Here is a 25,932-nt window from a genome sequence, read left to right as displayed (position 1 = left end):
CGGCGCGGAAGGGCCGCGGTGCCTCCGTTGCCAATCTGTTGCGAACAGTTCGACGCTCCGACAGGCTCCCTCCATGAGCGCTCCGCTTTCCGTCGTCCGCATCGCTCCGCTCACCGAGCGCCGGCTGCTTGCCCGGCTTGCCGCCGTGCAGGTGGAAGGCCGCCTGCCCTCCGTGGTTGCGGCGCTGCTGCGTGAGGGCCGGCTCGTCTGGTCCGCCGGATATGGCGACGTGCCGGGTGACCCGCTCGACGTCCAGTACCGGATTGGCTCCATCACCAAGACGTTCACCGCGGTCCTGGTCATGCAGCTCGTCGTCGACGGTGTGGCGTCGCTGGAGGATCGGGCGTCGAGGTGGCTCGGCGCAGACGTGCCGTTCGCCGACCGGAGCCTCCGCGAGTTGCTCGTCCACGATGGCGGACTTCCCGCGGAGCCGGCAGGGGAGTGGTGGGAGCGGCGTGATGGCGGGAGCTTCGAGGAGCTCGCCGCGTCCAACGCCTCCGCCCATGGGGTCTTCGGCCGCGGCGAGCGGTTCCACTACTCCAACCTGGGCTACGGGCTTCTCGGCGAGGTGGTCGCGCAGGTGCACGGGCAGTCGTGGTGGGAGGCGCTGCGCACTCGCGTCCTCGCTCCACTCGGCATGAACCGCACGACGTACGAGCCGCTGAAGCCGCATGCGCAGGGATTCAGCGTGCACCCGTATGCCGGCACGCTGAGCCCCGAACCGCACACGGACACGGGTGCCATGGCCCCGGCAGGGCAGCTCTGGAGCACGCTGTCGGACCTCACCGGCTACACCCGGTTCCTTCTCGACGGCCACCCGGATGTGCTGCCGCGCGACATGCTCGGCCTGATGGCCACACCGCGCGCAGGGACTCCAGGCGCTGGTCTCACGCAGGCCCACGGGCTGGGGCTGCAGCTGTGGCCCGGTGGCTCCGGCACGCTCGTCGGCCACACCGGTTCGATGCCGGGATTCGTGGCGGGCTGCTTCGTCGACCCGCAGCGTCGCACGGGAGCGGTGATGCTCTGCAACGGCACCACAGGCGTGCGCACCGCGAGCACGCTTGCCGGGATGCTGGAGGAGATGGAGACCTGGGAACCCACCGTGCCTGCGCCGTGGCGGCCGACGGTCGCCGTCCCTGCGGAGTACGCCGAGCTGCTGGGCGTGTGGCACTGGGGGAACACACCTCATGTGTTCTCTGCAGAAGGAGCTGACCTGGTCGTGCGGGTGAACGGGGCCGAGCAGTACCGCTACCGGTTCGACGGCGACCGCATCGTCGGAATTTGGGGTTACCAAGCGGGGGAGCAACTCCGGGTCGTACGCTCTGAGAGTGGGAGCGTCAGCCACCTCGATCTGGCGACCTTCCGCCTGACACGCGAGCCGTATGGAGCGTAGACGTCGAGGATGACAATCGTCGTGGATGAGCAGCAGTGCCAGTGGTGTGGCACGACGTCACCGGGTGACGCCGTGCGTTGCGTGATGTGCCGGTTGCCGTTCGACCGGGCGGTCCCGCCGCCACGGAACTGGAACCCGCCGGCCGCTCCCGCGGAGCCGGAGCCGACCGGGCCCCCGGCCCGCCACGCCCAGGTGACGCTTGCGGAGGCAGAGCTCGAGCTCCCGGCATGGCTCGCCTCCCTCAGGTCGCCTGCTACTCCCGACGTGCCTGCGCAAGGCGGTGCACCGGCCCAGGAGCAGCTCCCGATCTACCGGCCCCGTCCGGCGGATGTGCGGACCGGTCCTGGCCGTCGCCGCCGCGCGCGCCCGCTGCGGCGCGTGATGATCTGGTCGGTCTCGATCGCGCTCCTCGCGGCGTTCCTCGTGCTTGCCCCCAGTCGCCTGAGCTTCTGAGCGGTGCCCGCTCCTACAGCGCCTGCGAGACGCTCGACATGTTGAAGTCGGGGATCCGGAGGGCCGGCGTCGCCGTGCGGCTGAAGTAGTCGTCGCCCCACTCGCGGCTGAAGCTCGGCACGGTGGCGGATGCATGCGTGAACCGGTTGAGCAGCTCGACCGGGCTCTCGTTGAACCGGAAGTTGTTCACAGCGCCCACGATCTCACCGCCTTCGACGAGATAGACGCCGTCGCGCGTGAGGCCGGTCAGCAGCAGCGTCTGCGGATCGACCTCGCGGATGTACCAGAGACAGGTGAGCAGGAGGCCCCGCTCCATGCCGGCGGCCAGGTCACGGACGTCCCCGGCCCCTCCGTTGACCTCCAGCACCAGGTTGTCGACGTACGGCGTGACCGGCTGGCCGGTGAGCGCGGCACTGTGGCGCGTCTGGAGCAGGGCTGCGAGCTCCCCGTCGCGGATCCAGTCGGTGCGAGCGAGCGGGAGGCCGTTGTCGAAAACGCTGCTCATGTTGCCCGACGACGCCGCGGTCACGAACGGGGCGCAGGCCAGTCCGGAGCGGCTCGGGTCGGACCAGAGCTGAACCTCGGGCCGGACGATCCGCTCGCCGATGCGGGTGCCGCCACCGGTGCGGCTGAAGACGGTCTCGCCCTCGTGAGCCACCCGGGCACCCGCCTCCCAGTAGGCGTCGATCATCAGGTCGGCGACGGCGGTCGGCGGGAGCACGGTGTCGTAGCGTCCCGCAAGCAGGTCGACGCGCCGCGCTCCCCATGCCAGCCGCTGGGCGAGCTCGGCATCCATCGCGGTGGCATCGATGTCGGCGAAGTCGCGCGTGGCACCGCCGACCCAGGCGCTCGTCGACAGATCGGCGGTCTTGCCGGTGCACCCGTAGTGACCGGTCGGCTGGGCGTGACGGAGCCGGAGCCCGGTCGTCGACCCGAGGTACGTCGTGGTGACGAGGTGGTCGACGAAGCCGTAGAGGATCCGCTGCTCGCCGGCTGCCCGCTGGAACGCCTCTCCGAGGGCGGGAGCGAAGGTCTCGTAGACACCGATGGACGTCGTGGCGGGAGGCTCGTCCCAGTCCGCTGCGGCGCCGCCCGCGACCAGGTCGGCAGCGTCCTCCGCCGCCTCCGCATCGCGTGCGGCAGCGGTCGCTGCCTCGACGAGCGCCGACACCTGCTCGCGGGTCGTCGCGGACCCCGTGACCGAGCCGGTGCAGGTCCCGCCGGACCCGCCGGGGCCCGCCGCCCGGCGTACGAAGGCGATGACGGTGACCGTGAGGTCGCGCGTGCTGCCGTTGGTCGTGAGGGTGTTGTTGGCCCAGCGCAGGTTGGCGCGCGAGCCGGTGCGGACGATCGCGATGGTGTCATCGGCGCTGCTGGTCGCCAGCGCGTGTTCGACGAGCTCCTGAGGCGTGATCACAGCCCTGCCTCCTCGGTCGTGTTGAGGATGCGTACGCCGCGAAACAGCGACGTCGGGCAGCCATGACTGACGGCTGCGACCTGCCCCGGTTGGGCCTTGCCGCAGTTGAAGGCGCCGCCCAGCACCCACGTCTCCGGACCGCCGACAGCCTCGAGGGAGTTCCAGAACTCGGTCGTCGTCGCCTGGTAGGCGACGTCGCGCAGCTGACCGTCGAGCTGTCCGTCGCGGATCCGGTAGAAGCGCTGCCCGGTGAACTGGAAGTTGAAGCGCTGCATGTCGATCGACCACGACTTGTCGCCGACGACGTAGATCCCGTCCTCGACCCGGCCGATCAGGTCGGCCGTCGACCCGCCATCGGGAGAGGCCATCAGGGAGACGTTCGCCATCCGCTGGATCGGCACGTGGGCGGGGGAGTCGGCGAAGGCGCATCCGTTGGACCGGCCGTCGTTGAGCTCGGGTTTGAGTGCCGCCATCGGCCGGTCGAGCTGGTAGCCCACCAGCACCCCGTCGCGCACGATGTCCCACTGCTGGGTCGCGACACCTTCGTCGTCGTAGCCGATCGTGGCCAGGCCGTGGCGAACCACGCGATCGCCGGTGACGTGCATGGCGGGGGATCCGTACTGAAGCCTGCCCAGCTTGTCGTAGGTTGCGAAGGAAGTGCCGGCGTAGTTGGCCTCGTAGCCGAGGGCACGGTCCAGCTCGGTGGCGTGCCCGATGGACTCGTGGATCGTGAGCCAGAGGTTGGACGGGTCGACGACGAGGTCGTAGGTGCCGGCGACAACACTCGGAGCGGCCAACTTCTCGGCCAGGAGCTCGGGAACCTCGGCGAGCTCGCCCTCCCAGTCCCAGGCCTCGTCGAGCGGTCGGCCCTCATGACGCCCGGTGACGTATTCCCAGCCGCGGGCGACGGGTGGAGCCAGGGAGCGCATCGAGTCGAAGGCGCCGTCGCGGCTGCCCATCGCGGCGAACGACGGCTGAATCCGCACTCGTTGCTGGGTGGTGCGGGTCCCGGCGAGGTCGGCGTAGAACTTGTTCTCGAGGACCTGCTGGAGCGACGCCGTTGCGTGGCTGACCGCATCGTTGCGGAGCAGCTGGGCGGTCCAGTCGATCAGCACGGCTGCCTTGGAGGCGGTGGGGACCGTGAACGGATCGAGGTGATAAGCGGAGCACCAGGCGACGTCGTCGTGGACCGGCTCCGGCGCGAGCTCGACCGGGCTGGTCGTCATGGTGGCAGCCACGCGGGCCACCTGCACGGCTTCCTCCGCGACGCGCACCGCCTCGTCGGTGGTCAGCAGGACGCCCGCGGCAAAGCCCCACGCGCCGCCGTGGATGACCCTGACCGCAAAGCCGGTCTCGTCGCTGTCGCTCGCGCCTTGCAGGACGGCGTCGCGGACCGAGAGCTGCTGGTGCCGGAGCCGCTCGAAGCGGAAGTCCGCGTGGGTCGCGCCGAGGTCGCGAGCGCGTTCAAGGGCGGCGTCAGCGAGACGGCGAAACGGCAATGTCGTGAACGACGGATCGATCGCGGTCATGGCTCGAACCTAACAGCGCTCACCCCGCGGCGGGACGCTCCTGGCGCTCCTCGATCAGCACCGCGTCGACCGTGTCGAACTCGAGCTCGGGTCGGTCCAGGTCAGCGATGGCCGCGAAGTCGTCACTGATCAACGGACGGGGTCGCTCCTCGATGAGCTGCGGCGCCGGGATCAGCTTGGACTCGTCCATCTGGTCGATCTTGCGGGCGGTGACGAGGACCCGGGTCTCCAGCGAGCTGGCGAACCGGTTGTAGTGACCGACGGTGCTCTCCAGCGAACGGCGGAGCTTCTCGGCGTGCTCGGCGAGCGTCACCACGCGGCGGTAGAGCTCCTGGCCGAGGTCGAAGAGGCGCTTGGCGTCCTCGGTGAGCACGTCCTGGCGCCAGGTGAACGCCACGGTCTTGAGGACGGCCCACAGGTTGGTCGGGGTGGCGAGCACGACGCCCTTGCCGAACGCGTACTCGAGCAGGGACGGGTCGACCTCGAGAGCCGCCGTGAGCAGCTGCTCATTGGGGATGAAGGCGACGGTGAACTCCGGGCTGGCGTCGAGGCCCGTCCAGTAGCTCTTGTGGCTCAGGGCGTCGACGTGGCCGCGGATCTTCTTCGCGTGCTCGGTCATCAACGTGTGGCGCTGGTCGGGAGCGATCCCGTCCTGATGGGCGGCGACGAATGCGGTGTAGGGCGCCTTGGCGTCGATCGCCATCTGCTTGCCGGCAGGCAGGTTGACGACCATGTCGGGGCGTCGTGCACCCGAGTCGGCCTGGATGGAGGCCTGGGTGTCGAAGTCGACCCGGTGGAGCAGACCCGCTGACTCGACCAGCGTGCGGAGCTGGGTCTCGCCCCAGTAGCCACGGGTGGCGTTGTTGCTCAGCGCGGACGCGAGGGTGTCGGCCGCCTTGCGGGACTCCTCGGCGGTGCGACGCGTCGTGCGCAGCTGCTCGGCCAGCTCGCCGTGCTGGTGGGAGCGCTGCTTCTCGAGCTCATCGACCTTGCGCTGCATGGCGCGCAGCTGCTCGGCGACGGGGGTGAGGGTCTTGAGGACCTGGGTCTGGCCCGCCTCGGTGCGCTCGCGCTCCTGGCGCTCGGCCTGGTGGGTGCGGACCAGGTTGCGGTGCTCGTCGCGAGCGGACTCGAGAGCGCCCTGCAGGCCCAGCACGGTCTCGCGCAGGGCGTCGACCGTCGCCTGAGCGCCGGCGAGGTCCGCCTCGACCTGGCCGCGAGCAGCTGACTCCTGCTGGCGCAGCTCGGCGATGACGGCGTCGTGCCGCGCCCGGATCAGCGCCGGGTCCTCGACAGGAACGGCCGGGGTGGCGGGCTCGAGGCGCTGTCGCGCAGCAAGCCAGCCGAGGGCCACGCCGAGCGCGAGGCCGAGGAGGAGAAGACCGATCGTTTCCATGTCCGACAGTCAAACAGTGACCACCGACAATCTCCTCTGCCCACGCCGCCGAGTGCCGAATGAGGTCGCCGATCGGGCGCAATCAGGACGGGTACGCCGCCACGACCGCCAGCCGCCGGGACAGCTCGTCGGTGTCATCGACGAGGCGTCGCCGGACCGTCGCATCCAGACCGGACGTGGCCAGCGCAGCGTTGGCCCGTGCGAGCGTCGACCGAGACAGCGAGGTCATCGGGAAGAAGGCCGAGGCGACCTGGCCGAGCACCCAGCCCGCGTGCACCCCGGGCAGCTCGCCGAGCGTGGCGAAGTAGCGCTCGACGTACTCCTCGGTGAGATGTTCCTGGCCGGTGCGCCACATGCCCGCCCCGATGGCTTCGAGCTCGTAGTTCGTCGCTTCGGCCGCGCCGGTGAAGCGCTGCCATGCCCAGGCCTTCGCATCGGCTGAGGGTCGCGACGCCATCGCGCGGGCGAACTCGACGCGCGCCTTGTTGGTGGGAGCACCCGCCAGCTCGGCCCGGAGGTCCGCCTCGGACAGCGATCCGAGGGCGGAGAGCTGGACGAGCACGAGCCACCGAAGGTCGGGATCAAGCTCCAGACCGGTCGGTAGCTCGTCGCCGGCCAGCCATGCCGTGAGGGTGTCGACCGAAGCAGCCGATCCCACCGCGCCGCGGAACGCCGCGAGCTGGACAGTGCTGCCCGCCTCGGCGGTTGCCAGGCGGGCGAGGGAGGCGAGGTGGATCCGCCCGAGAGCTCCGTCCCGGTCATGGGCGAGGGGAGCGACCTTGGTCAGGGCCCACGGAAGGACCGTGCTCAAGGCGTCATCGGAGTCCTCGTGGGGAACAGCGGCCTCAAGGAGATCGAGCACGGCGTCCGTGCCGACGGCGGCGTTGTGGAACCCGGTGCGGACGTTGTTCCAGATGCCGGCGCGCAACAGCGCATCGTCCGTGACGACGAGCCGGGGGAGGAGCGCCATCGTGGTCGGGTCAGGAAAGCAAAGAGCCCAGGTGTCCTCGTAGGGGTCGAGCAGCACTGCCTCGTGAGCCTCTGCCTGCAATTCGGTCTCCCCGCCGTCGATCGTCAGGTCGGCGACACACCACGGCTCGCCCGGCTTCGCAGTCGCCACACGCAGGATGTGGGTCCGGTCGGCTGGACCCACATCCTGCAGCTGGGGGAGTGCGCAGCACCGCGCTGTCATGACGATCGAACCGGAGCGTGTCCGCGCCTGCCGTGCGCAGCCACCCATCGACGTACGCCGTGAGGTCGCCCGCGCCGGCGCGCTCCCACGATCCGACGAGGTCGCCCATGGTCGCGTTGCCGAAGCGTGCTTGCGTGAAGTGGTCGACCGCGCCGGCGAAGAAGACCTCGTCCCCGAGGACGGTGTTGAGCTGGCGCACGATCCCCGCGCCCTTGTTGTAGGAGATGCCGTCGAAGTCCTGCAGCGCTGCGGCTGCCGTCCGGGCCCCGTTGCCGGCCACTGGATGGGTGGAGGGGCGCTGGTCGGCAATGAGCCCCCACTGGCGGCGGGCGAAGGCGTTGTGGGTCCACGCGTCGTCGTACTGCGTGACCGCGGCGGTCACGCGGTTGCCCATGTACTCGGCGAAGGACTCGTTGAGCCACAGGTCGTCCCACCACACCGGTGTGGTGAGGTTGCCGAACCACTGGTGCGCCATCTCGTGGGCGACGGTCACGGCGCGCTGGATCCGCTGCCCCCGCGTCACCTTGGAGGTGAAGACCAGCGGGTCGCGGAAGGTCACGCAGCCGGGGTTCTCCATCGCTCCGGCGTTGAACTCGGGGACGAACGCCTGGTGGTAGTCGCCGAACGGGTAGCGGATCCCGAAGAGCCGGTGGAACTCGTCGAAGCACTGCCGCGTGAGGGTGAAGAGCTCGTCCGCGTCCTTGTCGAGGTCACGGGCAATGCTCGCCCGTGCGGAGAGGGACAGCGGGACACCGTCGTGCTCGGTGCGGATCACGTGCCATGGACCGGCGACCAGGGTGACGAAGTACGTCGACAGGGGTTGGGTCCGCTCGAGCTCCCACACGCCCGGCTCGACCTGGTGCCCGGGCGCATTGCCGATGACCGTCCAGGACGGGGGAGCGGTGACGTGGAAGGTGTAGGGAGCCTTGAGGTCGGGCTGGTCGAAACAGGCGAAGATCGTGGGCGCAGCCTCCATGAACGACATGCCGTAGACGTAGGCCTCGCCGTCCGCGGGATCGATGCTGCGGTGGAGGCCCTCGCCGTCGTTGCGGAACGGCATCGTCGCCTCGACCCGGATGCGGTGCTCGCCGGGAGAGAGATCCAGCGGGAATCGGCCACGGTCCAGGAGGCTCGCCTCGAGCGGGTCTCCGTCGAGGTGCAGCGCGTGGAGCTGCACCGGCTTGATGTCGAGGAACGTCACTCCGCCGTTGCTGGTCAGCTCGATCGTGGTGATCGAGCGGAAGGTGGCCTCGTCACTGGCGAGGTCCAGCACGACGTCGTACGCCGCGATGTGGAGGAGCGCGCGTCGCTCAACGGCTTCCGTTTGTTCAAGACTCCGGTGTGGCTGGCTCACGCTCCGAGCCTAGGGGAGGGGTTAGGGTCATCGGCAGAAAGTTGGATCAGCCCGCAATCGGGTGCGCTGACCAACGAGCTGAAAAGGATGAGGACATGGGCCTCTGGGACAAGATCAAGGACGGGCTGACCACCGACAAGGGTGAGGTTGCCGAGGACGCGCAGTCGCAGGCGGACAACGCAGCCGCGAAGGCCAAGGAAGCACAGGACAAGGCCGACGCCGCAAAGAAGGATGCCGGCCAGCCCGATGCTCCGGCTGCGCCCGCCCCGCCGGCCCCCGAGGCCCCCGAGGCACCGCAGGCTCGTCCGGCCGACGAGCACAAGCCGAAGCGCAAGCCCCACCGTGAGTACACCGTCGTCTCCGGCGACACCCTCAGCGAGATCGGCGCCCGGTTCGGCGTCGACTGGCACGACATCGCGCGGATCAACGACATCCCGAACCCGGACCTGATCTACCCCGGACAGGTCTTCAAGATCCCGAACAAGTGAGCTGACCCCAGCTCCATCGCGAGGCGGCGACCCGGACACCGGGTCGCCGCCTTCGTGGTTTCCGGGGCTGAGCGGCCTAGTCTCGGCTCCATGACTGAGAAGCCGCCGGAGCCCCGCGTCGTCGACATGGAGAAGATCGGCCCGAGCCGGTTCCGCGCCACCAACGTGCGCGGGGGAGTCCTCCCGATCGGGAACGGCGAGGATCCCGACTTCTCGCCCGTGGAGCTGCTCCTGGCCGCGCTCGCCGCCTGTGGTGCGGTCACGCTCGACCCGATCACCTCGCGCCGGGCGACGGCGGAGTCCTTCCGGGCACGTGCCGAGGGGATGAAGGTGCACGAGGACGGCGCGACCCGCATCGCCGACATCGTGGTCACCTTCGACCTTGTCTTCCCGGAGGGGGAGGCCGGCGATGCTGCGCGCGCGGTCCTGCCGTCGGCACTCCAGCGCACCCACGACCGCATCTGCACGGTCAGCCGGACCGTCGAGGCAGGGGAGCCTGTGATCATGCAGCTTGGCGAGATCCCGACGCTGCCCCCGGTGGAGTGACCGTCAGCGCACCACGATGTCGGTGATGTCCACCTTCTCGTTGGGGTGCTCGTTGCCGTCGGAGCCCTTGGCGCCCACGCCCTGGAGGATCCGGATGCTCGAGGAGTCGAACGTGCCGAAGGTGGCGTAGTCCGGCGGCCACGTGGAGTTGCCGTAGACCATGAAGAACTGGCTGCCCCCACTGTTGGGCGACTGGGTACGGGCCATCGCGAGCGTGCCGGCCGCGTACGTCTCGTCGCCGGTCAGCTCGTCAGGAATCGTGTAGCCCGGCCCGCCGTAGCCGGAGAACGTCGGGTCGCCGCACTGCAGGAAGAGGTACGGCGCGTCGTGGCCGATGCGGTGGCACCCCGTCTTGTCGTAGTAGTCCTGCTTGACGAGGGACAGGAACGAGTTGACCGTGCACGGCTTGTTCTTCGCATCGAGCGACAGGTGCAGATCTCCGACCGTCGTCTTCATCGTCACCGCGACCTTGCCGCTGTGATCCGGCGTCCCGGGCGGGAGCTTCACGTCACGGGCCGGCTCCTGGCCGTCCTTCGTGTAGGTGCACGCTTCAGCATCGGACTTCGGCTCCTCCGTCCCGTCAGCGCCGCACGATGCAAGCGCAGGCAGCAGAAGGAGGGCGGCAAGGGCAGGTCGGATCAGCACGCGCCGACTGTAGCGGTCACTCGGCTCGCTCGCCGGCCGGCGTGATGACCCACCACAACCCTCCATGCGTGGAGATGTCGTGGCACTTGACCTCGCCGGGACCCTCGTGCGCGTAGTAGTAGAGCGGGTGGCCGTTGTACGTGACCTGCATGGAGCCGTCCCGCCGCGTGGTGGTGCCGAGCAGTTCTGCGTTCACCGCGCCGGCAGCGACCGGGTCACCCGTTGTCAGCACCGGGGGCCAGGCGACAGCGCAGTCGTCGTAGCACTCGGCTGTGCCTGACGGTTCCTTCTCCCAGATGTAGACGACCTGCCGGTCCGGCCCCCAGAGCACGTCACCGAACTCGCTGGTCGCTGTGGTGATCGTCGTGCCGCTCGTCGTGGGCGCGTCCGAGCCCGGAGTCTCGGTCACCCCGGACTTCGACGTCGACGGAGACTGTGATGTCGGAGTGCTGCCGCGCTCGGCGCCGTTGTCGTCGGTCCCGCAGCTCGCGCTGACGAGAACGAGTACGACGACACTGGCGGCGCGAAGACGTCGGGTTGTTCGCATGCCGGTTCTCCTGTCTCGTTCGCCGCTGAGGCGGCTGGCTGGGTCGCTCGTCTTCGATCATCGCGCATGCAGTGGGGCGCTCGTGCTCGATCAGGCCTCCGGACGCGGGTTCTCGAGCCGGTCAGTAGGAGGGCGTAGATCCACGTTGTGACTGACATAATGTCCATTATCGGCACAAAAACAACGGGAGTTGAAACAGATGCGGGAACTCCCGTTCCGGTGGTCGCGTGTGTTCTCGCAGGTCATCCGTGGTTTTGAGGCATCGGTGCACACCGAGTACACGTCGCCTCTTCCGTTGTTGCTGCAGGTCGGCGTATGTTTCCTGCATTAGATGCAGGTTTCCACGGACGCTAGGTGCGGGATGCAAGGTATTCCTGGGTTTGTTCCTCGGGTCCTTCGTGACGGCGAAGTTGGCCTGTTCCGTGCCGATGACCGTGTGTTCGACGCGATGCTCGACGGCTGGAAGGCGCAGATGCTCGCCCGCGGCCTCACGACCCAGACCATCGAGGGCCGCTGCGGGACGCTGCGCCGCTTTCAGGTGTTCGGCGGCAAGTTTCCGTGGACATGGCAGGCCGTCGATCTCGACGACTACATGGCTGAGCGACGGTCCGGTGCCAAGCCGATCAGCCTGAACACGCTTCGAAGCGACAGCAACGCGATCGCGATGTTCTGCTCGTACGTTTCTTCACCGACCTACGGGTGGATTGAGTTCTGTGAGAAGACGTTTGGCGACGTTCCTGCCCAGATTTCCTTTGAGTGGAACACCCCGAGGCACACGACCGATGACGCTGTGCCGCCTGGCCGCCGGGCGTTCACGCAGAAGGAGCTGCAGAGCATCTTCGACTACATGGACGACCTGGTAGACCGCGAGCACGCCGCCGGATCGAAGCGGTGGCTGCCCGCACTGCGCGACTCGATCGCCTTCAAGCTCTGTTACGCGTACGGCCTGCGGCGACGTGAAGTCTCGATGCTCGACGTGCACGACTTCGGTCCGAACCCGCACGTGCCTGCGTACGGCGAGTTCGGCGCGGTGACGATCCGGTGGGCCAAGGGCACGGCCGGATCTGGTCCGCGGCGGCGCACTGTGCTTACGGTTCCCGAGTTCGAGTGGGTCGTGGACCTGCTCAAGTTCTGGATTCATGAAGGCGGCCGCGGCCTCTTCCCCACTGCTGAGCGATCGGCGGCGCTGTGGCCCAGTGAACGTGCTGACCGGATCACTCTCGGGAGCCTTGGTGACTCCTTCGCTGCGGCTCGCGACGCGGTCGGACTCCCCAAGGAGCTCGGGCTGCACTGCCTGCGGCACTCCTACATCACCCACCTGATCGAAGCTGGCTACGACCCGGCGTTCGTCCAGACCCAGGCTGGGCACGCCTACGCTTCGGTGACCAGCGTCTACACCTCTGTCGGGGATGACTTCAAGCAGAAGACGATCCAGAAGATGATCGCCCGACGGATCGCTCGACCTGAGGAGGCACGGACAGATGGCTGAGCAACGCCGCATGGGCTATCGCTGGAACCTGCGCACCCTCATGGCGCAACGCGGTCTGTGGAAGAGCACCGAACTCCTTCCGCTGCTTCGGTCGCGCGGCATCAACCTCTCCGAGAGCCAGGTCTATCGACTGGTGACCGGAACACCGGAGCGCTTTTCCGGGCGCACGATCGCTGCGCTGTGCGACATCCTCGATTGCGAGATCGGCGAGTTGCTCGAGGTCGTCGTCGAGGTTCGGGCCGCGAAGACGGCGAACGCTCCTCGACGGCCTGAGGACCTCGGCGTCCAGCCGGGCAATCCAATCGCGCGTCGGGTGCGGATCGTTCCGGACCACGAGGATGGCTAGGCCACGTAAGCCGGGCAACCCCGAACGGTGGCCACTCCCCTGCGCCCGCTGCAAGGGCCACTACCCCGTTTCGGCCAAGTGGCCCGACGGTGACATCTGCGGCTACTGCTACCAGCAGGCCAAGCGCACACGCGGAACGTGCGCCTGCGGCCACGAAGGCGTGCTGCCCGGTCGGCTCGACAACGCCCCGGCGTGTCGGCCGTGTTCGGGAGTCAAGCTGAACGTCGACTGCGCGACCTGCGGCCGCGAAGACGAGCTCTACCGCGGCGATCGCTGCTGGCACTGCGAACTCGCCCTTCGGGTCGACAATGTTCTTGCACACCCAGAGACAGGTGGCGTCCGGCCCGAACTGGCCCCACTTGCCGATGCGCTGAAGGCGATGAAGCGCGCAAACAGCGGCGTGACCTGGATCCAACAGGGGCACGTCGACGGATTCCTCCGCGCGCTTGCTGCCGCACCGTCCATCAGCCACGAGGCCCTCGACGATCTGCCGGGTGTCGACCGCACCCGGAGCTACGTCCGAGGGCTCATGGTCGAGCACGACGTCCTGCCCGCGCGGGACGAGCGCGCGATTCGATACGGCCAATGGGCTGCCGCCGCACTCGCCCGACTGCAGAGCGACGAACACCGCGACGTGATCCGCCGCTACGTCCGCTGGTACCACCAACGCCGGATGAACGAGATGACGAGCGTCCCAGACGGCACCTACCTACGGTCCAAGCAGAGCGTCACTGTCGCGATCGAGTTCCTCAACTGGCTCGACGACCACACGCTCCGGCTCGACGAGATCGCACAGGAGCACGTCGACGCCTGGATTGCCGACGGACCGAGCACCCGCAAGTTCCTCGACCGGTTCCTGCCCTGGGCCGTCAAGTCGCGCCTGGTCCGACCTGACCTTCAGGTACCTGCGCATCGCCGCGGAACCAGCCCCAAGTTCTCGAAGCCGGCGCAGGACGACGCCGTCGAGCGCGTCGTCCACACCAATGAGCTGAGCGCGCGCGATCGCGCGGCTGCGATTCTCGTCATCGTCTTCGCCCAACAGATCGAGGACGTCATCAAACTGACCTGGGGCGACATCGCCATCGTGAATGAGGTCGTCACCGTCAGCCTCGGCAAGACGACATTCGCACTCCCCTCCCCCTTAGACGGACCGTTCCGAGAACTCGCCGCCGCTCCGGTGCTGACCGCTGCCCATCCAAGGGACAACTGGGTCTTTCGGGGCTACTCCCCCGGCCGGCATATCACCGGCTCAAGCCTCCGCATCAGCCTCAAAGCACTCTTCGCCACGCGTGCCGCGCGACTCGGCACGCTGCACGAGCTCACCAAGCTCGGACCGGTCCCGATCGTCGCCGACGCACTGGGGTACAGCACGACCACGATCGAACGTCACGCAATCGGTTCTGCCGCGGTCTATTCGGAGTACATCGCCTCCATCAAGTCCGTGGGCGCACCGGGGCGCCGCCCGCCCGAAGTCACCTGACGCTGCGGCCCACGGCAAGGATCTGCTGCGCCGAAAAGGCCACTTGGCCGTCTGAAGTCTGGAGTCGGTCAACCATCACCACCTGGTAAGTCCCAGTCACGTCGACCCAGTCACGGCGAATCACGCCTGGGCCGTTCGTCGAAGCCGTCAGTTTGCCCATGACGCCGTTGACATCAACAGTCGCAATATTGCTGTAAGCGGGATCGGTCGGGACGTCGAACTTGTCCACCCCGGGATTGAAGCTCACGGTCAGGTACGTCGCCGGGTGCACCACCAGCGACCGTGGATCGGCTGCGAGAGCCTCCGGGGTTTGCAGCGTCGGCGTTCGCAGGTCCCGCGAGACGATATTCGTGGTGCACAGCGCCGTTGTTGTACATCCAACTGTCATGAGCGAAGCGATCGCGGGCAACTCCGTCGGCGCACCCAGCGTTGGAGTTTTCCGGACGGGGGGCGCGAAGACGCCAGAGTCCTCAGCCCCTGCAGCCGAGCAGCTGAACGTTTCAGGATCGAAGGCTGCCGGATCCGCGACGCGATATTGGCACTGTCGGCCAGGCTCGACGCTCTCGAGGATTTCCTTGTCGACTCAGTTCCAGACCAGCACGTCGTTTCGGATCCTTTCGGTCAGCGCCATCAGGCGGCCAGTTAGGCTTGTCGCGCGTCATTCAACGCGGACGACTGCGCCAACCGCGTACTCAAGTGGTGGTTCGTCAACAGAACTCGGGCGCACACTCAATACATGTGCAGTTACGGTAGGCGCGCCGAGATTCGGCCCGAAATAGTCGGCCGGAAGAATGGTGATACCCGCCACATTGACGGAATCTCCCGGCTGTGAGTATTTGTCGAGCCTGGCCACGGCCGGGAGACCCCGAATTTCACAAACCCAAAGGTAGGGAGTCAACGAATACTTGACACCAGCAATCTCCACGGACGGTCCACCTGCCGTCTCCAGGCATAGGAGTATTCCGGAAAGCTGACCTCCCGTCCTGGGCGCCGGAAAGGTGCCATCTTCCACCATCCACCCTTCAAGGGATAGCTGAAGTTCTGGTCCATTCCCCCCCCTCCATCGCTCAATCATTCGAGGTTGTTCACCCAGTCAGGGCAGCGATCGGTTCCCGCACGGCGGCAATACATTGTCACTACCCCCATTGTCTTCCCGTCAGAACTGTCACCCCAGTCGATTACCGTTCTGACCATCATGGTGACCCCTGTGCGCTCGCAGTGTTTCGCGAAACGCCCGATCCATCTGCAAGATACTTGGTGCAATTGGGTCCCGTAGTTATCGCGTCCATTTGCGCCGGGGAACAGGTAGTACATGTTTCGAATGACAAACTTCATCGTTTCCCAAGAAATATTGTGCTTGTTCCAAACTTTCTCGCGAACCCAATGGCGAACTGGAATGGACTGGCCGGACGGACCCTTGGCATAACGCGTACAAGTTGTTCCTACCTGGAAGCGACACCATTTGCCTGTCGTATCGAATTGGTTAATTGGGTCGGCCGGGTAGGCATACGCGTTGTCGTTTCCACCATAGACGGGGTCACTACTGAGAAATCGACCCGACGCAGGGTCGTAGAGGCGGACGCCCATGAGGGTGAGGCCGGCGAGGGCGTCGCCGGAGCGGCGATGTGATCCGAGCCACGTGTAGGCCTGCCCGAGGGCGGGGAACTGGGTTCGGGGTGCGCCGTATTCGGTGGCTTCGTTGTAGTTCTCGAGGCCGATGATCGTGGGGGCGTTGTTGAGGGTGGAGACGATGTCGCCGTGGGGGTTGACGAGCTGGATGCGGCTGGTGCCGTCGGAGGATTGGATGAGCCCGAGCGCGCCGGTGGGGTCGAGGACGTTGCGGGTCCAGTTCGTTGTCCAGGCGGTCTGTGCGTTGGGGCGGGTGTCTTCACTGATCCAGGCCGGGGAGTCGCTGCTGTCGTCGTAGTGGCTGGTGGTCTTGCGGAGCTCGACACCACCAGTGGTCGAGGACATCGAAGCGAGGCGACCGAGTGCGTCCAGTCCCCAGGTCTTGGCTTGCGCGCCGCCTGCGGCACCGGGACGGTTGAGGCCTGCGACGAGGTCGTTGGCGTAGTACGTCGCGGTGACGTTGCCGTCGGAGGGCTTGTCGGTGTCCGCGGACGGGAGGGTGGTCGTCCGGCCGAGAGCGTCGTGGACGTAGCCGGTATTGGTTTTGCGGTCGTCACCGTCGTAGGTGCCGTTGGTGACGGTGGGGGTGGTTGTGGTGGAGCAGGTGCCGTCGGCTGCGGGTGCGTAGCTGGTGAGGCTGTTGCGGTTGGAGTCGAGGCTGAAGTCGTAGACCCTGGTGGTGCACTGGCCCCAGACGTTGTCCTTGACCTTGGTCAGTCGGCCTCGGCCGTCGAATTCGTAGTTTTCGAGGGTCACCCCGACCGTCTGGTTGGCGCGGACGCGACCGTCGCGGTCGAAGAACTGCTGCCAGGTCAGGAGGCTCGTGCCGTCGGCCTTGTTGTACGCCCGGGTGGCCTCGTTGCCGAGGGCGTCGTAGGTTGTGGCGCGGTAGACCCCGTTTGGGTAGACGAGCGTGGTGGCTGCGCCGGCTTGGTCGTACCCGGTCTTGAACTCGCTCGGGCCGCCAGGAAGGCCGACGTTGACAGCGGTGAGCAGGCCGCGGCGTTCGGTCTTGCCGTTGGCGTCGGTGCCGTTCCAGGTGTAGGTGTAGGTGCCCTTGCCGTCATTGAATGTCGCTGGGCGGCCGGCGGCGTTGTAGGTGCTGGTCGCGGTGTTGCCAGCTCCATCGGTCTGAGTGACGATGCGTCCCCAGCTATCAGAGGTCGTTGACGCGGTGCTTCCGCCAGCCGTGGTGCCGGTCAGGCGGCCGGTCGCATTCGCGTATGAGAAGGTCGTGTCGGGCACTGCCTGCTGACCCGTCGGCGCGTTCACAGTGGTCAGCGCGACCTTGGTCGTGCGCCCTGCCTGGTCGGTACTGGTGACGGTGATCCTCTGGGTGGAACCGGTCGTCTCGACTGCGCGCGTGGGCAATCCGAGGTAGTCGAACCCTTCCGTGGTCGTCGTGGGCGCTGTCCCACCCGCAGGGCCCGCTGAGCAGACGGCGTCGATCCATTCGGGCTTGTTGCGGCACGCAGCGACCGGGGCGGTCGCGTCGGCGGTGTAGTACGAGGTGATCCGGGATCGTGCGTCGTTGGCGGTGCCGTCAACGGTGGCGACGCCTTGTGGGGTGCGGGTTTCGATGGTGCGGCCCTGGGTGTCGAAGCGGGTCAGGTTGGTGGACCAGCCGGCGCCGAGCGAGGTGGAGACGCGGGTCGGCTGGCCCAGGGTCCAGCCGCTGCCGTCGCCGGTGACGACGGGCTGGTAGCGGTACCAGGTGGTTTCGGGGTCGTGGGCCGCTACCCCCCATCCGTCATCGACGGTGGTGGTGGCCTTGATCAGGACGTTGTGCCGCGGCCAACTGTCGGCGGTCCACTCGGCAGGGCGTCCGGGCATGTCGCCAGCAGGGGCTTCGTCGTCGTAGTCATAGCGCGTGACGCGTCCACCGACGATCCCGGTGCCGTCCTTCTTGGTGAGCCAAGCGATCGGGGAAGTGTCGGTTTCGACGCGGGTGCCGTCAGCGCTGTAGGTGCGCGTGTCGCCGCCCCAGGCGCGGATCTGGTTGCCAGTCCAGTTGTCCTTGAGTCGGGCCGCCCGGTTACCGGCGGAGAGGGACCAGACGGGGTTGTCGAGTGTGTCGTACTCGATGGTGTCGATCAGCCACTCGCCGGAACCGTAGTTGGCGGTGTTGGTGGTGACGCCGGCGGACGTGAAGTACGTCAGGTTGGCGTAGGTGTAATCGGTCGTGCCGGGGGCGTCGGGGCCGAACACCGCCGCGGCCGTGGCGGGGACGGTCTTTTGGCCCCAGGTCTTGGCAGTATCTGCTGCGAGGTCGGGCAGGCCGGCGCCGGAGACCGCGACGTTGTACTTCACCGCCCAGGTGGCAGTGCCGCCGACCGCAGCGTCTTGCTCCCGGGTGGCTCCCTTAAAGACGCCGGTGGTGCCGTCGAGAGTGAAGTTCCAGGTCTTCTCCCCTGCCGGGGTGATCGACGCGAGCTGGGTACGGCCACCGATGGTCTGGTAGCCGTAACCGGTGGCGACGTGGGAGGAGCCGCCGGTGCCGTAGTCCAGGCGCGGATCCCACACCGAAGCCAACCGGTTGCTCGCGTCGTAGGAGTACTTCGCGACAGGCACCGTGACCATCCCCGCGGCTGCCGTGGGGGAGCCGTCGGTGCCCGGCTTGGGGTCCCAGGTACGCAGGTCAACCTGCGTCAGACGAGTCGAAGTACCGGTGCCGGTGTAGCTGAGCTGCAGGGCGCGGCACCCGCGGCTCTGGGTGGTGGCGTTACAGGTCACGCCGGGGGGTGCGGAGTAGATGCCGGTGACGTAGTCACCGTTGTAGGAGAACGTGGTGGCCGGTGCCGCGGAGGGGTCGACGACGGTGGTGACGTTCCACTTGTTGGTGCCGGCGACGTTGGTCCAGGTGGTGATCACGCCGTCGGCTTCGGTAAGCTCCAACGTCTTCGGGGTTCCGCCCTTCAGTTCGAGCTTGGCGTTGTCGCCGGCGGTTGGGCCCTGCCCGGTGTACACGCCGACGGCCTGGGCAGCGGGCCCGGCGAGCTTGTAGACCGAGGCTGCGCCAGAGGGGTCGAGCAGTTGGATGGTGCCGTCGGTCGCGGTGGTGTCCACGACCTGTCCTGAGGCGAAGCCCCAGCTGGGGCCTTGCAGGTTGGCGATCCAGCCGGGGCCGAACACCGACTCGGCCGCGGTGACGGGGGCACCGAGGGACTGGAAGGTCCGGCCGATGGAAAGGGTGTCCCGGTACCCGGGGACGGTGACGTCGGTCGAGGACGTCTGGTATTCGCCGGTCATGAGCGCCACAGACGCGGGGCCGACTTCCGTGGTCGGATAGCTGCCGCCGAAGGCGTGCTGCACCAGCGTGACCTGGCGGGTCTTTCCGCATCGCTGGGTCGGTGCGGTCCAGTAGGTGAAGCAGGCCTGGATCTCCAAGGTTGCCGGGGAGGTGATCCCGGTCTCGGCGTCGGCCTGCCAGATCAGGTCGCCGGTGCGGGAGATCGCGCCGGAGGTGTCCACTCCGCCGGTCCAGTTCGCGCCCGCCTTCTTGACCTGGGTGGCCTGGGTCCAGGTCGTGGTGCCGGCGGTGCGCCAGTTCAGCACCGCCGCATACGCGCCCGACGGCGCGCCGGCGTTGACCTGCAGCGGGCCAGCGAACTGTGCGCCGTTCTCGGGTGAGTAGAAGCCACCGTCACCGACGCCGAAGGTATAAGTCGAGGTCGCCCAGTTGCCGGCCGCGTCCGAGGCGACGACCCAGAACCCGAAGGTGGAGTCCGTGGGTACGGAGAAACTAAAGGACGTGGTGTTGTTGTTCAGCGGGGGGACATTGATCCATTCGTGTCCGTCGTGCACAGCTGCCCACTGGGAGTCGGCCGAGGCTGTGACCGTGCATGTTGTAGTGGCCGCCGGACGGGGGTCCTGCCAGGAGTTGTTCGGATAGTTGGTGCACGACATCACCGGCGTCGCCGGTGCGGTCACGTCGACGTTGAACGCCTGGTCGGGCGACCACGCCGAGGTCAGTGAGCCGTCGCTGACCCGCCAGCTGGCGGCGTAGGCGCCCTCATGAAGGGCCGTCGCCAGCGCGTGGGACAGGCCCGCTCCGGACGCAACCTGACCCGAGGTCCACGACTGGACCGTCGAGCCGCCCTGCTGGATCCGCAACTCCGCGGTGACCTGGTCACCGTCCGGGTCGGTCGGGGTGGTGGTGAAGGTCGGCTTCGTCTCCCGGGTGTAGAACGTCGAACCCACCGCGCCGGCAGGGGTCACCAGGTTGTAGGACGGCACCGCCGGAGGGGTGTTGTAGGTGATCGACAGCTTCGGCGCCTTGGCGGTATCGCCATTCTCCAGCGACCGGTACTTGCGCCACCCGGTGTTGGCCGATTCGTTGTCGGCCTTGATCTGGACGCCGTAGTTGGCTGCGCCGCCCTGCCACGCCTGCACGATCGCCTTCGCGTCGAACGAGACGGTGCCCTCTGTACCGCACCCGGACGCGCCGAACGACTGCGTCGAAGTCGCCGAGCCGGTCGCGGTGGTGGTCGGCTGGTTGCTGTAGGTGATGTTGGGGACCGACCACGAGCTGGTCACCTGCGAGACCCGGATCGCGGTACCAGCACACGAGCCGGTCTCGAAGTTCGACAGCTGCAGGCTGGCGGACGACACCACCGCGCCGGGCTTGGAGGTCAACCCCGAGATATCGAAGTTCGCATACGACCGAGCTACGTTCAGGCCCAGACTGTTCGATCCGACCTGCAACTCCGGGCTGATCTCGTGGCTCGGCGGATTCAGGAACGACTCCACCCACGTGTCACCCGTGGACGTCAGCGTGAGCGTCGGGTCCACCGTGATCGGTGCAACGCGCGCCGGGTCGGTCAGCCACGCCATGTCGGGCCGCAACACCAGTACCCGGTCGCCGCCCTCGCCCTCGACAGTCGCGGCGACCGGGACCCGCTCGGCGTCCTTCGCCGTATCCCACATCAGCGGAGGAGTCATTGCCGCCACCACATGGCCGTCCTGCAGAACTTCAAACGAGCCGTCGTCGTGGATCCGGAACCGACCCTTGTCCAGATGCAGCGGCACCTGGTACTTCAACGGTGCGGCGCCCGCGGCGGGGGCCTGGTCGAGCTTGACCGAGAAGTTGAAGCCATCCGGGCGAGAGGTCACGACCAGGTCGCTGCCACCGGCCGCTTTCGGGAAGGTGAGGGTGTCGCCCTTCGGCTCCGCCGTCGGCAGCGTGTTGGGCCACTGGACCGACAACGCCGCACCGCCATCCGCCGAGACGGTGGCCAGCTTCTTATCCTGGCCCTCGGAGAACAGCACGTCGAACGGCACGGCCTTCGGTTCGAAGCCCTTGCCCGCAGAGTTGATCGACGGATCGATGTCGACCCACTTGTCCTCATCGACCTTCGACCGCACCAGACCTGAGTAGGCCTCGGTGATCCACGATCCAGACGGGGTCGCGTAGGTCGCGGTCGATGGTGTCCTCTGGGAGAGATCCTCCACGCGCTTGCCCTGCGCCCGAGCCGTCGACATCGCCGAGACCGGATCGCCGCGGTCCGCAACGATTGCGACGGCGGCCGGTGCCGCCGTCGCGGGAGATGCCGAACTTGCGAGCACCTGGCATGCGCCGATCACGAGCGCCGTCGACACGACTGGCGAGATGGCGCGCACGGCACCAGAGAAGCGAACCAACACCCAAGACCCCCGATATGGAGAGGACACGATCCCGAGCGCGTCGACTGTTGTGACGCGTTGAGACTGTCGGACCTTGCGCCGGCCCGCAAGCAAAAGCAGAAATCTCCAATGACTCGTCACATCGATGAGGACAGCAGAGGCCCACCAACCCGCCTCGGCCGCCTCGACGTCGACCATTGCGTCACGGATTGTCTTCTCCGCCTGCGGGTCGTGGGACCGGACGGAGGCCCGGACCCTCGAGCTCGCGTCGCGAACCAAGACAGCAGTGCGAGTGCAGCACCAACCCCAACGATCGTTGCCATGACGTCTGGCTGCCGGAAGATGATCTGCGCGATAGCCGCTACGTCTTCCATACGCGAAGGCCAATTTTGCCCGCCGACCTCGAGCTGCCGACAAGCTCGACGAGGCGCCGTGTTCACTCCGTCGGGGCCGCGAGCGGGCGGATATCCGAGCAACTCCCGGCCCATGAATTCCCGTCGCTACCAGTGCATCGCGACGCGCACAGAAACCCGAGAAGCGTCGCGGTTTCGCTCGCTGGCGCCAGATCTACCGTCGAACGGTGCGGCCACGTTCCAGAGCTCGCCAGACGCGCTCTGTCGCAACCGCAGCCGGCGGCAATCCGAGGTTTCGACGGTACTGGCGCACCGCGCGTGCCGTGGAGCGCCCGAAGTGTCCATCCACCCGGACGCGTCCGTGCGTGACGGCCGCATTGAGGCTGCGCTGCAGCCGCTGGACGGAACCGCCGCGGGATCCAGCGCTGAGCACCGGTGCGTGGCCGCGCGCCAGCAGGGAGATCCAGGTCGGCCGGTCGACGACACCGGTGGCGCGCAGTCCGCTGCGGGTCTGGAACCTGATCACGGCCTCCCGCGTCGCCGCGTCGTACCGGCCGCTCGTCTTGAGGGGGTGAATGCGCTGGCCCGACACAAGACATTGTAGCGCGCGGACGTGCGGGCCACGGTCACCGTGGACGACGCTCGTGGTGCCCACGCGCGCTGCGAGCTGGTCGCAGCTCGCAGCCGACCTGGGTGTCTCGGTCCTTCCGAGGCTCACGAAGTCCCAGTCGATGTCCATACGGACGCCGCCGAACTCCACCCGACGGTCGAGCGCGTACTGGTGGACGCGGCTCGTGCGCATGAAGGCCGGGTCGGCGACGTACTTGCGCGGCATGTGACCGACGCGATCGATCCACGCGTACCAGACCGCGTCGGGGCGGACGTAGCCGCGACCGGTCCGGCTGAGCTGCGCGATGCTCGCCTTGACGTGTGAGTAGACACCGGATCGGTACCCGCGGCGATGCAGCTCGTTGGTCCACTCCTCGAGGAACGCCAGCGACGAGTCGCGGCAGCTGGCGCTGTGCGTGTCGTAGGGCTCGATGTCGTAGAAGACCACTTCGCCCGTCCCGATACCGAGGCCGCGTGCAGTGGCGGCTGCGCGGGTGGCTTCACGCTTGCCCTCCGAGCGCGCCCGGGAGTACCAGCCGCCTCCTGGGCGGCCGCTGATCCGGTGGTCGTAGGACGTGCAGGCCGCCTGCGGTCCGACCCAGATGGGCAGCAGCTTCCAGCTCGCACGTACCTGTCGCGCCACCCAGGCACGGGTCAGGTGGCGCTGCTCGCACGCACGGTGGATCCCGCCCAGGTAGATGCCCACTCCGGTGAACGGGGAGGCAGTCCGCCAGCGATCCATGACCTGCTGGCTCGGCGCCCGGCACGCGTCGAAGGCGTAGCCGCTCCACGCGGAACCGGTGGGTGCCTTCGGGCGTGGTGGTGCTGGACGGTTCCATGGGCGGGGCTTCTCCCCCGTGCGTTCCGGCTTGGCCGCGGTGGCCTCGCCGTTCGTGGCGGACGGGCTCCAGGGCGACATGGAGACGAGGCCGGTCACGAGGATCAGCAGGGCGAGAAGGGCAGGGGCCGTGCGGGGCACGGTGCGGCCGTAGATCTGCATCGGCGGACAATCACGAGGTAGTGGGGCCCGCAGATCGTAGGCACGCCACTCCCCGAATTGTCGCCGATTGCGACTATTGCCTGCTCAGCCCGCGACGTAGTCGGCGAGGTGCTCCCCCGTGACGGTCGATCGAGCTGCGACGAGGTCACTGGGCGTGCCCTCGAAGACGATGCGGCCCCCGTCGTGGCCGGCACCCGGTCCGAGGTCGACTATCCAGTCTGCGTGTGCCATCACGGCCTGGTGGTGCTCGATCACGATGACCGTCTTGCCCGCGTCCACGAGTCGGTCGAGCAGCCGCAGCAGGTTGTCGACATCGGCGAGGTGAAGGCCGGTGGTGGGCTCATCGAGGATGTAGATGCCACCTGCGTCCTTCATGTTCATCGCAAGCTTCACGCGCTGGCGCTCGCCGCCGGACAAGGTGTTCAGGGGCTGACCGAGGCGCAGGTAGCCGAGCCCGACGTCCTCGAGCCGGGCCAGGACCTGCGCCGCGGCCGGGGTCTTCGCCTCGCCGGCGGAGAAGAAGGCCAACGCCTCGGTCACCGGCAGGTCCAGCACCTCGGCGATGTTGAGCCCGCCCATGCGCAGCTCGAGAACCGACGCCTGGAAGCGCTTGCCACCGCAGTCCTCGCACGGCGTCGAGACCGTGTCCATGAAACCGAGCTCGGTGATGATCACCCCGGCGCCGTTGCAGGTCGGGCAGGCGCCCTCCGAGTTGGCGCTGAAGAGCGCCGGCTTGACCCCGCACGCCTTGGCGAATGCCTTGCGGATCGGCTCGAGCAGCCCTGTGTACGTCGCCGGGTTGCTGCGGCGGGATCCCTTGATCGGAGCCTGGTCGACCGTGATCACGCCTTCGCGCCCGGCGAGTGAACCGTGGATCAGCGAGCTCTTGCCCGACCCGGCCACACCTGTGACGACCGTGAGCACGCCGAGCGGGATGTCGACGTCCACGTCCTGCAGGTTGTGCGAGCTGGCACCCCGGATCTCCAGGACTCCCGTGGACTCCCGGACGCTCGACTTCAGCGCCGCGCGGTAGCCGAGGTGGCGGCCGGTGTGGGTGTCGGCCCCGCACAACGCGGCGTACGTCCCTTCGAAGACCACCTCGCCGCCTCCGGTGCCGGCGCCCGGGCCCATGTCGACGACATGGTCGGCGATCGAGATGGTCTCGGGCTTGTGCTCGACGACGAGGACGGTGTTTCCCTTGTCGCGGAGCTCGAGGAGCAACTTGTTCATGCGCTCGATGTCGTGGGGGTGCAGGCCGATCGTCGGCTCGTCGAACACGTAGGTGACGTCGGTGAGCGCGGAGCCGAGGTGACGGACCATCTTCGTGCGCTGGGCCTCGCCGCCCGACAGTGTCCCCGACGGGCGATCGAGCGAGAGGTAACCGAGGCCGATCTCCGTGAGCGCATCGAGCAGGTGCAGCAGCGCACCGACCAGCGGGGCGACCCGCGGGTCGTCGATGGTGCGCACCCAGTCGGCGACGTCGGTCACCTGCAGACGGCAGATGTCGCCGATGTCCTTCCCCTTGATCTTCGACGTGCGTGCCGACTCGTTCAGCCGGGTGCCGTCGCAGGTCGGGCACTCCCCGAAGACCGCAGCACGCTCGACGAAGGCCTTGATGTGCGGCTGCAAGGAGTCCGGGTCCTTGCTGAACATCGACTTGCGGATCTTCGGGATCAGGCCCTCGTAGGTCATGTTGATCTTGTCGACCTTGACCTTCCGCGGCTCGGAGTGAAGCAGGTCCTGGCGCTGCTCGTCGGTGAGCTTGCCGACCGGCACGTCCGAAGGGACGACGGCCTTGAACGCGGCCACCAGCCAGCCGTCTGCGGTGTAGCCGGGCACCAGGATCGCGCCCTCCTCCAGCGACTTCGACTCGTCGATGATCGCGCTCAGGTCGAGGTCGGAGACCGTGCCGCGGCCCTCGCAGGCCGGGCACATGCCACCGAGGTAGACCTGGTTGCGGATGACGTTCTTCTGCCCGCTCTCCGTGATGGAGACGCCGCCGACCTTCGTGGTCGGGATGTTGAACGAGAATGCCGTCGGCCCGCCGATGTAGGGCTCCCCCAGCCGGCTGAACAGTGAGCGCAGCATCGCGTTGGCGTCGGTCACCGTCCCGAGCGTCGAACGCGGGTTGGCTCCGATCCGCTCCTGGTCCACGAGGATGGCCGTCGTCAGGCCCTCGAGGACATCGACGTCGGGACGCGGGAGGTTCGGCATGAACCCCTGCACGAAGGTGGAATAGGTCTCGTCAATCAGCCGGCGCGACTCCGCGGCGACAGTCCCGAAGACGAGCGAGCTCTTGCCCGACCCGGAGACACCGGTGAAGACCGTCAGGCGACGCTTGGGGATCTCGACGGTGACGTCGCGGAGGTTGTTGACACGTGCGCCCTGGACGCGGATGACATCGTGGCTGTCGGCAGGCTGATCCATGACGGCAACGCTAGCGG

The 25,932-nt window shown here is 67.7% G+C and carries 18 protein-coding genes; 7 read left to right on the top strand and 11 right to left on the bottom strand.

Features of this window, described 5'->3' with window-relative positions; genetic code table 11:
- The first annotated feature begins 73 nt into the window (after positions 1-73).
- Together D4739_RS14170 and D4739_RS14165 are read left to right on the top strand one after the other, a co-directional pair.
- Complete coding sequence (locus tag D4739_RS14170; RefSeq protein WP_120061219.1) at positions 74-1,393, top strand: serine hydrolase domain-containing protein; 1,320 nt, start codon at positions 74-76, stop codon at positions 1,391-1,393.
- Between the two features lie 9 nt (positions 1,394-1,402).
- Positions 1,403-1,846, top strand: coding sequence for a hypothetical protein (locus D4739_RS14165; protein WP_147384935.1), 444 nt, complete (start codon positions 1,403-1,405; stop codon positions 1,844-1,846).
- A gap of 13 nt (positions 1,847-1,859) precedes the next feature.
- Here the strand turns inward: D4739_RS14165 and D4739_RS14160 are convergent, their stop codons facing one another.
- The 5 genes from D4739_RS14160 to D4739_RS17225 all read right to left on the bottom strand — a co-directional run bounded on the left by D4739_RS14160 (position 1,860) and on the right by D4739_RS17225 (position 8,734).
- Positions 1,860-3,263: a metallopeptidase TldD-related protein gene (locus tag D4739_RS14160; RefSeq protein WP_220699301.1), complete on the bottom strand. Its 1,404-nt coding sequence runs from the start codon at positions 3,261-3,263 to the stop codon at positions 1,860-1,862.
- Positions 3,260-4,792 carry a TldD/PmbA family protein gene (locus D4739_RS14155; RefSeq protein ID WP_120061217.1) on the bottom strand — a complete coding sequence of 511 codons (1,533 nt, stop codon included), beginning with the start codon at positions 4,790-4,792 and terminating at the stop codon, positions 3,260-3,262. Before D4739_RS14155 ends, D4739_RS14160 begins: the two co-directional genes overlap by 4 nt.
- Positions 4,793-4,811: 19 nt before the next feature.
- A complete protein-coding gene (locus tag D4739_RS14150) occupies positions 4,812-6,188 on the bottom strand; it encodes a DNA recombination protein RmuC (RefSeq protein ID WP_120061216.1) in 1,377 nt (458 codons plus the stop codon).
- Positions 6,189-6,270: 82 nt separating this feature from the next.
- Positions 6,271-7,215 (bottom strand): ERAP1-like C-terminal domain-containing protein, encoded by a 945-nt coding sequence (locus tag D4739_RS17230; protein WP_238473664.1) that lies wholly within the window; start codon positions 7,213-7,215, stop codon positions 6,271-6,273.
- Positions 7,169-8,734 (bottom strand): M1 family metallopeptidase, encoded by a 1,566-nt coding sequence (locus D4739_RS17225; protein WP_238473663.1) that lies wholly within the window; start codon positions 8,732-8,734, stop codon positions 7,169-7,171. The genes D4739_RS17230 and D4739_RS17225 overlap by 47 nt, the downstream gene beginning before the upstream one ends.
- Positions 8,735-8,829: 95 nt before the next feature.
- Between D4739_RS17225 and D4739_RS14140 the strand changes: the two genes are divergently transcribed.
- Positions 8,830-9,222 carry a LysM peptidoglycan-binding domain-containing protein gene (locus D4739_RS14140; RefSeq protein ID WP_120061215.1) on the top strand — a complete coding sequence of 131 codons (393 nt, stop codon included), beginning with the start codon at positions 8,830-8,832 and terminating at the stop codon, positions 9,220-9,222.
- Positions 9,223-9,312: 90 nt separating this feature from the next.
- Complete coding sequence (locus D4739_RS14135) at positions 9,313-9,768, top strand: OsmC family protein (RefSeq protein WP_120061214.1); 456 nt, start codon at positions 9,313-9,315, stop codon at positions 9,766-9,768.
- Positions 9,769-9,771: 3 nt separating this feature from the next.
- Here D4739_RS14135 and D4739_RS14130 read toward each other — a convergent pair whose 3' ends face one another.
- Both D4739_RS14130 and D4739_RS14125 read right to left on the bottom strand, forming a co-directional pair.
- The gene (locus D4739_RS14130) at positions 9,772-10,413 is read right to left on the bottom strand and encodes a peptidylprolyl isomerase (RefSeq protein WP_120061213.1); all 642 of its coding nucleotides are present in this window, start codon (positions 10,411-10,413) and stop codon (positions 9,772-9,774) included.
- A 16-nt stretch (positions 10,414-10,429) separates the two neighbouring features.
- The gene (locus D4739_RS14125) at positions 10,430-10,960 is read right to left on the bottom strand and encodes a COG4315 family predicted lipoprotein (protein ID WP_120061212.1); all 531 of its coding nucleotides are present in this window, start codon (positions 10,958-10,960) and stop codon (positions 10,430-10,432) included.
- A 436-nt stretch (positions 10,961-11,396) separates the two neighbouring features.
- On the opposite strand from D4739_RS14125, the gene D4739_RS14120 reads away from it, so the two are divergent.
- The 3 genes from D4739_RS14120 (at position 11,397) to D4739_RS14110 (ending at position 14,275) form a co-directional block, all read left to right on the top strand.
- Entirely contained in the window at positions 11,397-12,449 is a 1,053-nt protein-coding gene (locus D4739_RS14120) for a tyrosine-type recombinase/integrase (protein ID WP_220699300.1), read from the top strand.
- A complete protein-coding gene (locus D4739_RS14115; RefSeq protein WP_120061210.1) occupies positions 12,442-12,795 on the top strand; it encodes a helix-turn-helix domain-containing protein in 354 nt (117 codons plus the stop codon). The genes D4739_RS14120 and D4739_RS14115 overlap by 8 nt, the downstream gene beginning before the upstream one ends.
- Before the next feature lie 379 nt (positions 12,796-13,174).
- Entirely contained in the window at positions 13,175-14,275 is a 1,101-nt protein-coding gene (locus tag D4739_RS14110; RefSeq protein ID WP_220699299.1) for a hypothetical protein, read from the top strand.
- On the opposite strand, the gene D4739_RS14105 is transcribed toward D4739_RS14110, so the two are convergent.
- From D4739_RS14105 to D4739_RS14090, 4 genes are all read right to left on the bottom strand, one after another.
- Positions 14,268-14,663 (bottom strand): hypothetical protein, encoded by a 396-nt coding sequence (locus D4739_RS14105; RefSeq protein WP_147384933.1) that lies wholly within the window; start codon positions 14,661-14,663, stop codon positions 14,268-14,270. The genes D4739_RS14110 and D4739_RS14105 overlap by 8 nt on opposite strands.
- A gap of 683 nt (positions 14,664-15,346) precedes the next feature.
- Positions 15,347-21,724, bottom strand: a complete 6,378-nt coding sequence (locus tag D4739_RS14100) for a DNRLRE domain-containing protein (protein ID WP_120061207.1) — start codon at positions 21,722-21,724, stop codon at positions 15,347-15,349.
- Positions 21,725-22,093: 369 nt separating this feature from the next.
- Positions 22,094-23,488, bottom strand: coding sequence for a glycoside hydrolase domain-containing protein (locus D4739_RS14095; protein WP_120061206.1), 1,395 nt, complete (start codon positions 23,486-23,488; stop codon positions 22,094-22,096).
- Positions 23,489-23,572: 84 nt separating this feature from the next.
- Entirely contained in the window at positions 23,573-25,915 is a 2,343-nt protein-coding gene (locus D4739_RS14090; protein WP_120061205.1) for an ATP-binding cassette domain-containing protein, read from the bottom strand.
- Positions 25,916-25,932: the final 17 nt, after the last annotated feature.

Origin of the sequence: Nocardioides cavernaquae (assembly GCF_003600895.1) — a bacterium.
GTDB classification, from domain to species: domain Bacteria; phylum Actinomycetota; class Actinomycetes; order Propionibacteriales; family Nocardioidaceae; genus Nocardioides; species Nocardioides cavernaquae.
The sequence above is the reverse complement of the archived record's forward strand: the minus strand, read 5'-3'. Positions and strand labels throughout refer to the sequence as shown.